The organism is Adlercreutzia sp. CNCM I-6207 (assembly GCF_977072305.1).
In genome coordinates this window covers 1-15,848 of record NZ_CDRVLZ010000019.1, presented here as the reverse complement: position 1 = coordinate 15,848, position 15,848 = coordinate 1, and the positions used below count along the sequence as shown (strand labels likewise).

At 62.0% G+C, this 15,848-nt stretch carries 12 protein-coding genes and 2 tRNA genes; 1 reads left to right on the top strand and 13 read right to left on the bottom strand.

The window, feature by feature from the left end; translation table 11 throughout:
* The first annotated feature begins 60 nt into the window (after window positions 1–60).
* Window positions 61–1,716 carry an MFS transporter gene (locus tag ACW4QM_RS09695; RefSeq protein WP_161127844.1) on the top strand — a complete coding sequence of 552 codons (1,656 nt, stop codon included), beginning with the start codon at window positions 61–63 and terminating at the stop codon, window positions 1,714–1,716.
* Between the two features lie 170 nt (window positions 1,717–1,886).
* Here the strand turns inward: ACW4QM_RS09695 and sstT are convergent, their stop codons facing one another.
* The 13 genes from sstT to ACW4QM_RS09630 form a co-directional block, all read right to left on the bottom strand.
* Entirely contained in the window at window positions 1,887–3,158 is a 1,272-nt protein-coding gene (sstT, locus tag ACW4QM_RS09690) for a serine/threonine transporter SstT (protein ID WP_237418861.1), read from the bottom strand.
* Between the two features lie 80 nt (window positions 3,159–3,238).
* A tRNA-Leu gene (locus tag ACW4QM_RS09685) sits at window positions 3,239–3,324 on the bottom strand.
* A 163-nt stretch (window positions 3,325–3,487) separates the two neighbouring features.
* Window positions 3,488–3,562, bottom strand: a tRNA-Asn gene (locus ACW4QM_RS09680).
* Window positions 3,563–3,656: 94 nt separating this feature from the next.
* Window positions 3,657–5,822, bottom strand: a complete 2,166-nt coding sequence (locus tag ACW4QM_RS09675) for a class I SAM-dependent methyltransferase (protein WP_161127842.1) — start codon at window positions 5,820–5,822, stop codon at window positions 3,657–3,659.
* 269 nt (window positions 5,823–6,091) lie between these two features.
* A complete protein-coding gene (gene rpoD / locus ACW4QM_RS09670; RefSeq protein WP_273701303.1) occupies window positions 6,092–7,246 on the bottom strand; it encodes an RNA polymerase sigma factor RpoD in 1,155 nt (384 codons plus the stop codon).
* 346 nt (window positions 7,247–7,592) lie between these two features.
* Window positions 7,593–8,303 (bottom strand): response regulator transcription factor, encoded by a 711-nt coding sequence (locus ACW4QM_RS09665; protein WP_161127840.1) that lies wholly within the window; start codon window positions 8,301–8,303, stop codon window positions 7,593–7,595.
* Window positions 8,296–10,104 (bottom strand): ATP-binding protein, encoded by a 1,809-nt coding sequence (locus ACW4QM_RS09660; RefSeq protein WP_161127839.1) that lies wholly within the window; start codon window positions 10,102–10,104, stop codon window positions 8,296–8,298. The genes ACW4QM_RS09665 and ACW4QM_RS09660 overlap by 8 nt, the downstream gene beginning before the upstream one ends.
* A gap of 144 nt (window positions 10,105–10,248) precedes the next feature.
* Entirely contained in the window at window positions 10,249–10,866 is a 618-nt protein-coding gene (locus tag ACW4QM_RS09655) for a 4Fe-4S dicluster domain-containing protein (protein ID WP_161127838.1), read from the bottom strand.
* A gap of 15 nt (window positions 10,867–10,881) precedes the next feature.
* Window positions 10,882–13,509, bottom strand: coding sequence for a DMSO/selenate family reductase complex A subunit (locus ACW4QM_RS09650; RefSeq protein ID WP_455798407.1), 2,628 nt, complete (start codon window positions 13,507–13,509; stop codon window positions 10,882–10,884).
* 167 nt (window positions 13,510–13,676) lie between these two features.
* A complete protein-coding gene (locus ACW4QM_RS09645) occupies window positions 13,677–14,207 on the bottom strand; it encodes a hypothetical protein (protein ID WP_237975011.1) in 531 nt (176 codons plus the stop codon).
* The gene (locus ACW4QM_RS09640) at window positions 14,182–14,457 is read right to left on the bottom strand and encodes a DUF4160 domain-containing protein (protein WP_161127836.1); all 276 of its coding nucleotides are present in this window, start codon (window positions 14,455–14,457) and stop codon (window positions 14,182–14,184) included. The genes ACW4QM_RS09645 and ACW4QM_RS09640 overlap by 26 nt, the downstream gene beginning before the upstream one ends.
* The gene (locus ACW4QM_RS09635; protein ID WP_161127835.1) at window positions 14,450–14,710 is read right to left on the bottom strand and encodes a hypothetical protein; all 261 of its coding nucleotides are present in this window, start codon (window positions 14,708–14,710) and stop codon (window positions 14,450–14,452) included. The genes ACW4QM_RS09640 and ACW4QM_RS09635 overlap by 8 nt, the downstream gene beginning before the upstream one ends.
* A 462-nt stretch (window positions 14,711–15,172) precedes the next feature.
* Window positions 15,173–15,352 carry a hypothetical protein gene (locus ACW4QM_RS09630; RefSeq protein WP_161127834.1) on the bottom strand — a complete coding sequence of 60 codons (180 nt, stop codon included), beginning with the start codon at window positions 15,350–15,352 and terminating at the stop codon, window positions 15,173–15,175.
* Between the last annotated feature and the right edge of the window lie 496 nt (window positions 15,353–15,848).

The window sequence follows — 15,848 nt, the reverse complement described above, 5'->3', positions numbered from 1 at the left end:
TGGGACAACAAGATAGTGGGGCGGCGCCATGGGGCGCCGCAAACAGTTGAGAGGCGCATCATGGCAACTACGACCATTACCGCCAACGCCACCACCCGGCGGCCGGCAGAAATCACGAAGGCGAGCTATGCGCCCTTGGCCGTTCTCGCCCTCGCGCAGATCGGCACCTCAAGCGACAGCGCGGCCATGAACCTTGCGACGGCAAGCCTCGTGGGCACGCTGGGCGCCACCCTCGACGATATCCAGATGGCCACCACGCTGTTCTCGCTCATCGCCGGCGCGTTCATGATAGCCGGAGGGCTCGTCGGCGTGACCATCGGCCTGCACCGCGCACTGGCCATGGGGCTGTCCCTGGCCGTTGCGGGCGAGATGGTGGCGGCGCTCTCCCCCAACATCTTCGCCTTCACCTGGGGCGGGCGCGTCATCATGGGACTTGGCGCCTGCCTTATCACGCCCTCGGTGCTCGGGCTGGTCGCGGCGCTCTACCAAGGGCGGCAGCGGGCCATCGCGTTCGGCACCATTGCCGGGGCGGCCGCGCTCTCGACGCTCTCCCCTCTGGCCTTGGGCATCGTTATGGACTCTTCGGGCTTCCGCCTCACCTTCGCCATCATGGCCATCTATTTCGTGCTCGTGCTGTGCTGCACGCGGCTCATTCCCCGCACCCCCCTCTCCGGCAATCACAGCCACTTCGATGTGGCCGGCACCATCGTGGCCGCTCTCGGCATGGGGCTCGCGCTGTTCGGAGTGGCGCACCTCTCGGACTGGGGCATCGTCGATCCGCAGAAGCTCTGCCCCTTCACCTTGTGCGGACTGCCCCCCACCCTGCCCGCCATCCTCATCGGGCTCGTGCTGCTCGGCCTGCTCGTACCCACCGAGCGACGCGCCCAACGTCGCGGCAACCCCCTCATCCCCGCTGCGTTCGTCACCTCCCCCAAGGTGCGCGCGGGACTCTCCGCCGTCGCGCTGCCGTTTTTCTACATGGGCGCCGTCGGCATCTTGGCCACGCCGTACCTCCAGCTCGTCACCGGGTTCACGGCGCTACAAACCGGCATGCTCTCCCTCCTGTCGGGCATCCCGATGTTCCTTCTGGCAACCTTTTTGCCCAAGCTCGCCCCGCACCTTTCCTCGCGCCTCATCATCCGGACGGGGTTCATCGCCATCGCCATCGCTTGCGCGCTCATGGCCTTCGGCGTCCACGCGCACGGCGTGACGGGAACGCTGTTCGCCGGAATGGCCCTCGGCGGCTTCGGCGTGGGCGCCGTCAACTCCCAATCGAACAATGCCGTAGCCTGCGCTGTGACCCGCAAAGAGGCCGAGCAATCCGGCGGCATCCAGGGAGCCGCTCGCAGCATCGGGCTCGCCCTCGGCACGGCGCTCGCCGGAACCTTCCTTCTCCTCACCATGGCGGGCGGCTTCGCGGCCCAGGCCGCCTCGGCGGGCATCGACCAGAGCTATGTGGCTCCCGCTGCGGAGACCGCCTCGACGCTCATGAGCGACAGCGCCTTTTCCGACGAGGCGAGAACCTGGGGGGCCGACGCCGCGCAGGTCGACAAGCTCGTGGACGTGAAGGCCTCTGCGCAGGCCGACGCCATGCGCCTTTCCTTTGGCGCTCTCGGCCTCCTTATGGCAGCCGGCCTTCTCACCACTCGCCACCTCGTGGAAACTGCCGCGCCGCGCGCCGAGCAAGACAAGGCGAAGGCGAGACAATCCCACTGAGACCCCTCTTGGCCGGGGCCATCGAACGCAGCCGAATCCGACCTGCTGGTATGCTCGTTCCGGCAAGTCGACACTGCCTCAGGCCGTGGGAGACAAGCAAGGCAAACGAGAAGGGAGCCCGCAGGCTCCCTTCCGCAATGTGATTCAGAATGCGCGGTGCGCGCAGCTTGTTAGGAGAGCTCGTGGTAGGCGAAGGAGTCCTTGCCCAGGTGCACTTCCTTGCCCTCCTTGATGAGCTGCCGATACTCGGCGGTGGCCGTGAACACCACGTCGGAAGAGGAGTTCAGGCCCGTCTCGCAGGAATCCTGGATAACGCCGATGATGAAGCCGATGCCGACAACCTGCATGGCAACATCGTTGCTGATGCCGAACAGCGCGCAGCACATGGGGATGAGCAGAAGCGACCCGCCGGCCACGCCGGACGCGCCGCAGGCGGACACGGCGGCCAGCACGCACAGGATGACGGCCGTCACCGGGTCGACCGCCAGATCGATGGTCTGGCAGGCGGCCATGGTCATGACCGTGATGGTGACCGCCGCGCCGGCCATGTTGATAGTGGCGCCCAGCGGGATGGACACCGAGTAGTTGTCCTTGTTCAGGCCGAGCTTGCGGCACAGCTCCATGTTCACCGGTATGTTGGCGGCAGAGCTGCGGGTGAAGAAGGCGGTGAGGCCGGAATCCTTCAGACAGCGCAGGACGAGCGGATAGGGGTTCTTGCGGGTGCAGATCCACACGATGAGAGGGTTGGTGACCAGCGCGATGATGAGCATGCAGGCCACGAGCACCAAGATGAGATGGCCGTACTCGGTGAAGATCTCCAGGCCCGAGGTGCTGACCGAGGCGTACACCAGGCCGAGGATGCCGAAGGGAGCCAGATTGATGACCCAGCGCACCGCCTTGGAAACGGCGTCGGAGATGGCGGTGAACACTTCCTTGGTGCGCTCACCGGCAGCGCGCAGGGCGACGCCGAGCACCACGGCCCAGGCGAGGATGCCTACGTAGTTGGCGTTCATGAGCGCGTCCACCGGATTGGCCACGATGTTCATGAGCAGCGTGGTGAGCACCTCCCCAATGCCCTCGGGGGCCGCCTGCTCAACCATGGAAGAGGTGTCCAGCGTGAGGGTTGTCGGGAAGATCTCGCTGCCGATGAGGGCCACGATAGCCGCCACCAGCGTGCTGATGACGTAGAGCACGACGACGGTTTTCATGGTACCGGCACCCTGGGCGTTGCAAAGGGCGCTGATGACCAGGAAGAACACGAGCACGGGAGCGACGGCCTTCAACGCGCCGACGAACAGCGAGCCCAGAAGCGTAATGATGTCGGTCCAAGGCTGCACATTCGGAATGAGCAGCGCCAAGACGATGCCGATGGCAAGGCCGACGAGAATGCGCTTGATAAGGCTGATCTCGTTGTACTTCCTGAATACTGCGGGGACTGCCAAGGTGATTCTCCTTTTCTCGCGCGCGCCCATACTTCGGCGCGCATCCCAGCCGCACGGTCCCGGCAGGACTCGAACGGGAATGGTGCGGGCGAAAGGACTTGAACCTTCACGGGGGTTGCCCACCAGAACCTAAATCTGGCGCGTCTGCCAATTCCGCCACGCCCGCACTTCTGCGGTTGCCGACAAAACAGCTTGTCGGATTGGTTAATAATAGCAAAGAAACCCAGAATGCGAGGTCACAATTCGGATGAGATGACGGTGCCGCGCCCCTAACCCGCAAATGCTGCCGAAAAAGAAACGAGCCCGCCGAAGCGGACTCGCGAAAATTCTGGCTCCCCGGGTAGGATTCGAACCTACAACCCTCCGGTTAACAGCCGGATGCTCTGCCGTTGAGCTACCGAGGAATGTCGCTTTCAGAACCTTTGCCCTGACGCGCAAGATAGTATTATAACGGAGGGGCTTCTCTTTGCAAGACCCTATTTTCCTCGAAGGCGAAAATTATTTTCGGCGCACCAGATAGCATTTGTGGATGCGGAGGTTTCGCTCGAAATCGTGCGGAATGGTCTGGGCGGTAATGTCCTCCAATTCCACGCCGCAGCGCGCCAGCTCCTCGAGATCGGGCTTGAAGGTTCGCAGGTTGCAGGAGAAGACCGCCACTCCCCCGTCGGCCAACAGACGCGAGACGCCGACGAGCAGCTCCACATGGTCGCGCTGCACGTCCCAGGTGCGTCGGCCCATGGCCTTCGAATTGGAGAAGGTCGGGGGATCCACGAAGATAAGGTCGTAGCGCTCATGGCGGCGGCGCGCTTCGGCGATCCAGCGAGTGACGTCGGCGCGAACGAGCTTGTTGGCCGCCCCTCCCCGCCGACCCCTCGCCGAACCTCCGTCCGTTCGATCCCTTCGATTCGGCTTGTCAACAACTTCGAAGGCGAACCCGTTGGCCGCAAGATTGCGGGCCGCCCAGTCCAGGTACGTCTGAGACAAGTCCACCGTCGTCGTCTCCTTCGCACCGCCGGCCGCAGCATGCAGCGTCGCCACGCCCGTATAGGCGAACAGGTTCAGGAAGCGTTTGCCGGCGGCCATCTTCCCTACCATCTCGCGGGTTACGCGGTGATCGAGGAAGATGCCCGTATCAAGATAGCCGCCCAAATCGATCTCGCAGATCAAGCCGTCCTCGCTCGTGTGGGTCACAAAACGGCGACCGCCGGCGTCGCGGTACTGCCCGCCGCCCTTCGCGCGCAGGCGGGACTTGGAGAACACGTGCTCCGGCGGAATGCCCAGCACGACGGGCACCAGGGCGAGCACGTCCTCGAAACGTGCGTGGGCCTGCTCAGGGTCGACGGATTTGGGCGGCGCGTATTCGGCCACATGGGCGTACAGCTCGCCCTCGGCCTCGGCCGCCCCCTCGTACAGGTCGATGGCGCAGGCGTACTCAGGCACATCGGCATCGTAGAGACGATAGCAGGCCACCCCCTCGCGCGCCGCCCATTTGCGCCGCTCGCGGGCCACCTTGCGCAAACGACTCGCGAACTGGGCCGCCGCCGGGTCGTTCACCTCAACGGGAATGTCGGCGCCACCGGCGGGGTTGGCCACAGAGATAACCGAGGGGCGCCGGGGCGGCCTATCGAACACCTCGACTGTCGTCTCTGAACGGCCGCGGCCCAGCTTGAGGCGCACCGTCGGTTCCTCCTTGAACTTCGCAGCCATGCCCTCGAAGCCGGCGAAGGCGAAACGGGAGCCGGCCGGCGCCTCGCGGGAAGCGGCCACGCAGGCAGCCCGGACAGCCACGGCCTCGGCATCGTCGTCGGCCCGAAAGACCGAGGCGACGCTGGCCACGAGCCGAGGGGCATCGGGACACGCCGGCGCGGTGGCAAGCAGCGCCATGCGCGCCTCGCAGCGTTCGTCCGCCTCGTCCAACAGGTCGCCCCAGGCTTTATCGGGAAACGCTGTCCAGCCCGTGAACCCCCATCGTTCGCGCAAGAGGCCCGGCGCCCGGTCCTCGCGCACCTCCGCTGCCTCGCGGGCGAGGATGCTGTCGACGTCGACGGGGTCGAGAAACGTCGTCCCCTCCGCAAACAGCTCGGCCGCACCAACTGCCGCGAGCAGCGTCGCCGCCTGCGACACCACCGAGGGCGCCTCCTCCCCGGCCTCGTCGCCAAGGTACGCCCGGCGTGTGAGGGAGCGGCCCGACAGATCAAGAGACAGGCTCGCCTTCTCCTCTCTAAGGCGCACCTCAACGAGAGCGTCGGGCTGCTGGGGCTTCACATCGGGCCGCGCGCCGCGAGTCTCGGCCAGGCGATCACAGATAGCATCCTTCACCTTCAAGGCGACGAACTGGGTGTTGCGCAGCTCCGCGTTGGTACCGCTCGCCCGCACGGCGATACTCGCACCATCGGCGATCACCGTTTCCCAGGGAAGTTCGCGCACGCCGGCGTACAGGGCATCGGCGTCCCGCGCCGCCACGCGACCTACCGTGAGATTAACGCGCCCCGCGAGCCGCGACCACAGGCACACCCGCAGGGCGTCTTCGGGCGCGCCGAAAAACGATGCGCCGCCGGACAGCGGACGCACCTTCTTCACGCCGAGTCCGTGCAGCTCGTCCGCCAGGAGCCTCTCGGCGCCCGGCAGGCACGTGGCGAAGAACTCATAAACGGCCTCGTTCATAGGGCTTTCACTGCCTCTCTTACAATAGTTTTGAAATTTCTGGTCACAAAATCGAGTTTTGGGTTTTCTGGATCAACGTTTTCGGCGATTCGGCGACATTTATGCCCTAATTTGTCTGCAGAAGAAGCCGAGACAAGCAAGATATGCGAATTTAAGCCATCGCAGAAACCCAAAACTCGACTTTGTGACCATTTTTCCAAAAATCTTTGCCGCAAAAGAAGATGCCCGCAGCAGCGAGGCCGCGGGCATCGGATCTGTCGGATCGTTTCCTAGTCCTCCAGATAGTCCTTAAGCTTGCTGGACCGGCTGGGGTGCCTCAGCTTCGCAAGCGTCTTGCTCTCGATCTGGCGGATGCGCTCGCGGGTGACACCGAACTCGCGGCCCACCTCCTCCAGCGTGCGCGGATGACCGTCCTCCAGGCCGAAACGGAGGCTGATAACCTTGCGCTCGCGCTCGGCCAGGCCCTCCAGCACCTTGGCCAGCTGCTCCTGCAGCATAGAGAACGAGGCGGCATCGGGGGGCACCACGGCGGCATCGTCCTCGATGAAGTCGCCGAGCTGGGAGTCCTCCTCCTCGCCGATGGGGGTCTCAAGGCTCACCGGCTCCTGGGAGATCTTCTGGATCTCGCGGACGCGCTCGGCAGTGAGTCCCATCTCCTCGCCGATCTCTTCGGGGGTTGGCTCGCGGCCGAGCTCCTGCAGAAGCTGGCGCTGGATGCGCACGAGCTTGTTGATGGTCTCCACCATGTGCACAGGAATGCGGATGGTGCGGGCCTGGTCGGCGATGGCGCGGGTGATGGCCTGGCGAATCCACCAGGTGGCGTAGGTGGAGAACTTGAAGCCCTTGGTGTAGTCGAACTTCTCCACCGCGCGGATGAGGCCCAGATTGCCCTCCTGAATGAGATCCAGAAACAGCATGCCGCGGCCCACATAGCGCTTGGCAATGGAGACCACCAGGCGCAAATTGGCCTCGATGAGCTGCTGCTTGGCGTCCAGGCCCACCTGCTCGATGCGGCCGAGGCGACGCTTCTCGCGGCGATCCAGTTCCACGCCGTCGGCCTCGGCGCGCTCCAGCTCCTCGGTGGCGGCCACGCCGGCCTCGATCTTCATGGCCAGATCGATCTCCTCGGCAGCGGTGAGCAGGGGCACCTTGCCGATTTCCTTCAGATACATGCGCACCGGATCGCCCGTGAGCATGGTCACGCCGGCATCGGCGTTGCGCTTGGCGCGATTGCGGGCGCGGGCCTTGGTACGGGGAGTGACCTTGGGGAGAGCAGCCGCTTCAACGGTGGCCTTCAGCTCCTCCTCGGGAATGCCGTCGAGCAGATCCTCTTCGGAGTCGATGCCGGCCTCGATCTTGTCCTCGGTCAGGCTGTCGGAAGCAGTGTCGTTCGTCGCGTTCGCGGGAGGTTCCGCGTTGTCCATGTCGTCGTCATCCAGGTCATCCATCTCCTCGACGTCCTCGGTCACGACGATCTCTTCGGTTTCGTTCTCAGGATTCTTCTTTGCAGCATCAGCCACGCGATAGTCCTTTCTCTGGCGTCTGCGCCTGATTTTGGGCATAGAAACACAATTCTGGCGCAGAGATACAGCAGAGAAGAATACTACAAAGAGAAGACCCCTTCAAGAGAAAACCGGCCGGAAGTTTAAGCGCAACGACAAACGCATTATCCATGGAACCTCCATGGAAGAAAGGCTCCATGCCGCTGCAGCAGTTGCCCCATCGTTTCGGCGAACCTCAAAGGAAAATCAGTCCCAATAGAAGAACGGCCTATATCGTCTCGGCCAACTTGTACCCGACGCGCCAGATAGTGACGAGGTAGCGTGGTTTGGAAGGGTCGTCCTCTATCTTCTCGCGGATCTTACGCACCATGACGGTGATGGAGTTGGGGTCGGCAGCCTCCTTGCTTCCCCAAAGCGCCTCGAGGATCTGATCGCGGGTGAACACGGCGCCCGGATCGGAGGCGAGCAGCTCTAAAAGCTCGATCTCCCGGGAGGACAGCGCCACGACTTCTCCGCGCATTCGAACCTCGTACTTCCCGAAGCGTATCTCCAAATCCCCTACCGAGAACGCCTCGGGACGGCGGTCGCGTCCCTCATGCTGGCGCTCGCGATCGCGTTCTCGACGGCGCAAATGCGCGTTCAGCCGCAAAAGCAGCTCCTCAGGCTGGAAGGGCTTCACAAGGTAGTCGTCGGCACCGGCCTTAAAGCCGATTGATTTGTCGACAATGTCGCCCTTGGCCGTGAGAAACATGATCGGCACCTCGCGTCCCTCACCTCGGACGATCTCGCAGATTTCGAAACCGTTGATATCGGGCAGCATCACATCAAGAATAAGGAAGTCGGGGCGCTCGGCCCTCAGCATCTCCAGGCCGTCGGCCCCGTTGCCCGCACAGCAGAAGTCGTAGCCGCCGCGGCGTACAATCTGCTCGATGAGCACCTGCATAGAAGCGTCGTCGTCGACGAGCATCACCTTAGTCATGATCTTCCTCCTCTACGGGCAATTCGACGGTGAACGTCGAGCCACACCCCGGCTCACTTGCCACAGCCACGGTGCCGCCCATCATGGCCACCAGATCCTTCACCAACGAGAGCCCCAGTCCGCTGCCGCCGTAGCGGCGCACCGTGGACATGTTCTCCTGACGGAACCGCTCGAAGATAAGCTCCTGGGCCTCTTTCGGAATGCCGATGCCGGTATCGGTCACGCGCATCACCACTTTGCGAGCGTCATCCTCGTCCGCCTCGCAGCAAACGCGCACAGCCACCTCGCCGCCGGCATCGGTGAACTTCACGGCATTGCTCGTCAGATTCGCAAGCACCCGACGCAGCTTTTCCCAATCCCCCATGATGAGGGGCACGTCGAAGTCGACCCGGGTGGTAAAGGCTACGCCCTTTTTGGCGGCCACCGGCGCCATAGCCGACTCTACCATACCCACGAGGTCGTTCAGATCAACCAGCTCCAGGTTCAACGTCTCGGAGCCCGCCTGAATGCGGGCGCACTCCAGCACGTTGTCCACCATCTCAAGCAAAATGGCACCGTTTTTGCCAATCTCCTCCAACTGGCGGCGCGCCTCGGGCCGGCCGGGCCCGATGGACTCGCCCAGGAGCTCGGCGAAAGCCAAAATGGAAGTAAGTGGCGTGCGCAGCTCGTGGCTAACGATGGCAAGGAAATCGGACTTGTACTGGTTGTCTCGGGCGAGTTGGGCATTGATCTCCTCCGCTCGACGACGTTGACGCTCCAGCTCGGCATTAGCGCGGGAGAGTTGCTCGGTGCGCTCGGCCACCTGCGACTCCAGACTTCCGTAAAGCTCCTCCAAGCGCCGGGCCATGGAATGGTACTGCTCGATGAGGTCGTCTATCTCGCGGGACGAGTACAGCACGCCTCGGTCGGTCGTGGCCAGGGAACCTCGCGCCGGCAGGCCACGTAGGCAACCTGGAACGAGCGCGGGCTCATTCGCATCGACGGCTGCTGGCCCAAAGACCCTCGGAGTGGTCGTTTCCCCCTCGGTCGCGTGCGCATCGGGCTCGGCTACGCGGGAGAAAGAAGCTCGAAGCTCCGTCAAGGGCTCGGTAATGAGTCGGCTGATGACAACGTAGATGAGAAGCGCCATGGCCGCCACCACGGCAAGAAAGAACATCATGTTGCTGATGATGGCGTCGCGCATGTTGGTCATGGCGCCATCTGCGGGCACCACCACCGACACCGCTCCGGCCACATCTCCCACGCTCCAGCCCTCTTTCGGGTAACCGGTCGCATCCAACTCGCCGGCAGGCTGGCCATGGCACTCGGTGCAGTCGTTGGAGACGTCCATGGCCCGCACATAGCGGAAAACCTGATCGCCTCCCTCGGTCTGGTAGCCCCATACCTCGTCGGTGTCCTTATCCGCCAGAAACGTCTCGATGGCGGCGGCCTCGTAGGCGTCCGGGGTATTGTAGATGTTGCGCGGGTTCAAGTTCGTGAAGCGGATGGAGTAATCCGTCTTCTCGGAGAACAGCGCCGCCACCGACTTCCCCGCAATGGCGCAATGCAGTCCCTTGTAGTCGTACTCCCCGTCGGAGGTATAGTTGATGACGTTCTGGTTCAGCGAGATGAAATCCCACATGGCATCCATCTCGGTAACGAGCACCCGCGACTTCTCCAGAAGATCGGTCTCGGCGCGGCGCGATTGATCGTCATAGGTGAACGCAAGGAACACCGCCGATATCAGCACGAGAACAACCGTGAGAAGCCCGATAAGCTTCGTCCGCAGCCCGATCTTCCTCTGTCGCCCAAAAATCGTCATGGCTCTATCGCGCCTGCTTCCAGGCAGCGCGCGGCCGGCTCGCCTTCTTCTCCATGCACCCTCCCTAACGCCCGATGCGGCTGGTAGGAGTTATACCCTACCAGCCGCCGTAAAGCTAGTGTCCCGTTCTTAAGCCGTTGGCGCTCAGGCCTCGTGGCTCACTTCCTGCGGGTTGCGCAGCACGCCGCCTTTGGCCGCGTCGCGATGGGGCGCGAACACCACAGCGGGGACCGTCTCATCGGTCAGCTCGCCCAGGGCGCTCACGCCCTCGGGATGACGCTCCCGCAGTTCCGCGAGGGTGCCGAACTCGAGCGCGCGCACCGGGCACGCCTTGGCGCAGGTCGGATCCGGCACGCCCTCCGGGTTCTCGTCCGAGCAGAGCACGCACTTGTGGGACAGGCCGTCGTCCAGCTGCACGGGATGCCCATAAGGGCAGCTTTTCTCGCAGGTCATGCAGCCGATGCACTTCTCCTTGTCGTTGTTGACGATGCCCGTTTCCGGATCCTTCTGCATGGCTCCGGTGGGGCAGTTGGCCACGCAGGCCGGGTTCTCGCAGTGGCCGCAGGTCATCGATACGTAGTAGGTGAACGCCGTGGCGGTAAAGGCACCGGCATCGTCGGCCTTCCACTCGCCGCCGCCGAACTCGTACACCTTGCGGAACTTTTGCGGCACCTCTAGGTTGTTGCGGTCGAAGCACGAGGTCATGCAGGCCTTGCAGCCGGTGCAGATGTCGGTGTTGACGAAAAATCCGTACTGTTCCATGATCTATCCCCCTCTTTAGGCCTTCTCGATCTTGCACAGGTTGGAATGGACGCCGTTGCCCTTGGAAATCGGCGTTGGGCGCGAGGACGTCAGCACCGAGATGCAGCCGCCCAAATCGAGCACGCTGGGGTCGCCGATGGTAGCGCCGTCGCGGGTCTCCGGGTCGTACCAGGCGCCCTGGGGCACGCTGACCACCCCGGGCATGATGCGGTTCGTCACCTTAGCGGTCATCTGAGAGCGGCCGCGCTCGGTGGACACAATGACGGTGTCGTCCTGGTTGATGCCGAGCGTGGCGGCGTCGCCCTCGTTGATCCAGCACTGCTGCGGGGCCACCGAGCTCATCCACGGCACGTTGCCGTAGGAGGAGTGGGTGCGCGTCTTGGTATGATGGCCGATGAGCTGGAAGGGATACTCCTCGCGCAGCGGGTCGCCGTATCCCTCGAAGTTCTCGTACCAGATGGGCAGGCCCGTGATCTGGTCGCGGCCGTCGTCGGGCACATACCCGCCGCCGGTGAGGTCCCACTGGCGCGACAGGTTGTAGGCCTGCTTCGAGAACACCTCGTACTTGCCCGAGGGCGTGGCGAGCGGGCCCTCCGGCGCGGCGATGGCCGGCGTGTGGTCGTCAGTCTGCTTGATGAGGCCTGCGGCGCGGAACTCCTCGAAGGTGTCGGGCAAGTCGTCGCCGGCCGCCTTCCCCTCGTTGTAGCACCACTCGATCCAGTCGAGCTGGGTCTTGCCCTCGGTGAACTCGTCCTTGATGCCGAGCGCGTCGGCCAGAAGGGTGCAGATCTCGTAGATGGGTTTGGCCTCGAACAGAGGCTCGATGGCCTTCGACTCGCAGCAGATGAAGCCGGTCCAAGCGGTACCGCCAGTGGTGAGATCGTCCTCCTCGAAGGGCGTGGTGCCGGGCAGGATGATGTCGGAGGCCATAGCCGTCGGCGTCATCCACGGGTCCACGGTGACGATCATGCGCACGCCGGAGTCCTTTTCATCAGGCAGGTTGTAGATGCGGAGCGAGTCGTTGATGTCGGCGTGCTGGCCCATCATGACATTGGATCCGTAGTTCCAAATGAACTTGATGGGGGCCCTAAGCTTCAGGGTGCCGGGCTCCTCGGCGTAGCTGGTGACACCGGTCTCATCGATGGCGCGGATGCCCCAGGTGGCGTCGTTCATGACCGTGTAGTCTTCGATGGCCTGATACCAGTCGAAGAACGAAACGCACACCCCCACCGTGTTCTTCTCGGGGAAGCACGGGATAGCCGTGGGCGTGGCGAAGGGAACGCCGCCCACGCCCTCGCGGGCGCCGGTGCCGCCGCCGGAGATGCCCACGTTGCCGGTGATGGCGGCGATCATCGCGATGGCGCGGGAGTTGTTGCCACCGTTGGAGTGGCGCTGCGGACCCCAGCCCTGAATGGTGGCCGTGGGGCCGTCCATGTACAGGTCGGCCAGCTCGCGGATGGTATCGGCCGGAACACCGGTGATGCCGGCGGCCCACTCGGGGGTCTTCTCGCCGGTGCCCGCATAGGCGCCGGTGCCAGCGAGGTAGGCCTCATAGGACATATCCTCATCGATGGTGAGCGCGCCAGACTTGTCGAGCCCCATGAAGGCGGTGCTTGTGGGCTCGGCCGCTTTCACATCGTCGGCGAAGCTGTCGGAGAAGAAGCCGACGAACTTGTCGCGGATGAGCTGCTCGTCCAGCTTGCCAGCGCTGAACAGGTACTGGATCATGCCGGCCACGAGCGCCATATCAGTGCCGGGGCGGATAGGGATCCAGCGGTTGGCCACGCCCACGGCGGTGTCCGACAGGTGCGGATCCACCACTACGATGGTGGCCTCGGGGTTTTGCAGGCGCACCTGGGTGAGCAGGTACTGCATGGCCGAGCCAGACATGCGGGTGTTGGCCGGGTTGTTACCGAACAGCACGATGTTCTTGGAGTTCACGAGATCGGTCACCTCGTTGTTCGACCAGGCGTCGCCGTTGAAGAGCGGCATCTCCCAGGTGATCTGACCGGTGGAGTAGTCGGCGTACTGGCGCAGGTAGCCGCCCCACAAGTTCATGAGACGCGCGAACATGGTCTGGTCGGGGTGCCACGACTTCGACACCGTACCGCCCAGCACGCCGGTGCCGTACTGGATGTAGAAGGCGTCGTTGCCGTACTCCTCCTTGATCTCCTTCATGGTGGTGGCGATGAGGTTGATGGCCTCGTCCCAGGTGATCTCCTCGTACTTGCCCTCGCCGCGCTTGGTGCCCTCGACGCGCTTCAGCGGCCTCTGGATGCGGTCGGGGCTGTAGATGCGCTGGCGGTTGGTGCGGCCGCGCACGCAGGAGCGCATCTGGTAGATCTTGCCGGGGCCGAACTCGTCGTCGCCGTCAGAATCAATGTCGATGCGCACGACCTGGCCGTCCTTCACATAGGCCTTCAACGGGCAGCGGCTGCCGCAGTTCACATGGCATGCAGACCAGCTGACGGTGTCGTAATCGAGCGGATCGCCGCCAGTGGCGGGCAGGCTGTCTGCGGCCGGCTCCTCCTGCTTGGCGGCCGGCGCGCAGCCGGTCAGCGCCACGCCGACTCCCGTCGCCCCGGCCAGGCCGAGGAACGACCGGCGGCTGATCTTGCCGAAGGTTTGCGCAGTCTTTCCCATAGACTCCCCTTTCCTCTTCTTGTTCGGGGCCCGAAGTGGAAGTCGGGCCCTCCCTCGGAAAGGAAGTCTACGCGCGCGAGCATGGAACCTCCATGGGTATTTGGTTCATTTTTCCTTAGGGATTTCTTATCGAATTATTGCATCCCAGGTCAGAGTCACAAAAATCGCTACTCCAACTCCCCCGTGGCGTAAGCGTCGTAGATGGCCTCGGGCGAATCGTAGTAGAAGCTGCCGTTGTAGTCGTCGATGAGGGCACTGACCGGCGAGCAGTAGGCGCGCAGAATTGCTTCGACATCGGTCGTCCCCTCGCGGTCGGCGATGGCAAGGACGAGCCGCTTGTACACCTTGCCTATGTCCCAGTGGGAGGGAACGGCGTAGCGAGCGGCGGCGACGTTGTCGAAAACGCCTTCGCCGATATCGGCCTCTTCGATGAAGTGATCGCTCACCACATCGATGTTGTCGCAATGGTACACATCGGCCAACTCCACGATGCGCCCCAGGCGCTGCGACCCGAGCGCTTCCACAACATCCGACCGGCGGTTCTTCGTCTTGCGCGCGATATAATCGACCAGGCTGCAAACGAAGAACACCTTGTTTTCGCGCTCGGTCTTATAGAGATACTCAGGCAAGTCCGAAATCGCTACGGCGCGCTCGGCATCACCTTTAGCCTCACTAGCAATAGAAGCTAATATCGCCATGGAACACCTCTCGCCATTTATCGCAAATATACCCGTGATTCAGCGAGATCAATTCCAGAATATTCGATAGATCCCTGTCCGGAATTTTCGACCGATTATGGGCGAGAAGGCATCCACCCGAAGAGGTAAGCCAGATTTTCGTAGCGTTCTCCGATGGCCTCTTTTCTGCCACATGCACATGAACCGGCTCACCGTTCTCGCCTACCCAGAAAAAGATGATGTAGGCACCAAAGACGAGCACTCTAGGCATATTGCTTTCCCGCCTCTCGGGCAAGACGGTAGATGAGGGGGGCGTTGTTTCTCACAATCTCGGTAAAGTATTCAAGTTCGGAGGCGTTGAAGCCCTCGACAGACTGCCAGCGACACTGGGGAAGGAAACACGTTGCCGAACAAAAGCCGCCATCAACAGGGCGCTCAATAGAGACCTGCACCGTTTGATCTTCCAGTATGTTCGAGTGCGCTATCTGCGTGTCGTCAGCAAGCTTGATATAGTCGTACATCATGAGCAGGCCTCCGTGATCGGGAACTCACGTCTTGGACGCCATTGTAGCACGCACCCCGAAGGCCAATATCGTCATTCCAACCCCCTTCCCTTTCCAGCCAGCCATTGCTCAAGAACGATCCTACATGCCATGAACCACTTTTGCGTCCTTCGAGGTATATCGCATTGATGGTACAATGCCGAGTACCACACTGTGTCGTTGTCCTTGAGGGCAAGGCGCTTACAACAGAATAGGCGGCAGAGGAGCCTTGGCGCTCGCTGTCGGCTTGCGCACGTTGCGTTCTCGCGGTTGAACCATTGATAAGGAGGGTATCTGCCTGTCTGGTGGTTCGCCGTGTTCCGAGCGCCCCGACACAGTGTGGTAACTGCGGTGGATACCCTCCTTACCTCTGTATGGGGCCGTCGCCGCGGTTGCACGCAACCGTCGTCGGAAGGACGCGCCCTTACCTCATGCTCATAAAACTCATTGGATGGGATTAGCAAGCTTTTCTTTAAGGCCTTTTATTTCGGCCCTTTTGGGCTCTATACGCTTGTCCAGCGCGGTAAGCTTGTCCATAGTTGGCTTGGCCTTACTTCTCGCCTCTTTAATTTGAGCTTTTATCTTTCCTTTAGCAAAAAACCCGCATTGATCCAACTTTTTCAACAAATCTGCTTCTTCTAGAATGAAATTGCAAACGGCTTCATTGCACTCTTTGTAATCTGCGCTGGAGGTAAAATCCGAAACTTCTTTTTCAAGAGATTTAATTCTTTCCTCAATGTCTTTTCTTTCCTCCTCGTGCGCGCCCCAATAATCATCTACCTTTTTCTGGTGAATTCTCCTTTCCGTCTCCTCCTTTTTGCTCTTCCAATTTTTTATCTGATTATCTCGTGCTTCTTTAGCCTTGTCGGTAAGCTCATACTCTTTAAACCATTTCGCACTTACATATAGGTCTCCAGGATTGTATGTTACCGAGTAAGTATCGCGGATCTTCTCTGTTATTGATATAAGATTCTTGTAACGCGTCAGATCTTCTTCGTCATCATTCGGATCTATGCTAATTGCGGTGAGTAGTAACCCTCTCCGGTACCAACAATCAGCAGAATCTGGTACCGCCAGTCAGCGGGCTTGGTACCCTGGGTAAGATAAATTGGTACCGCCG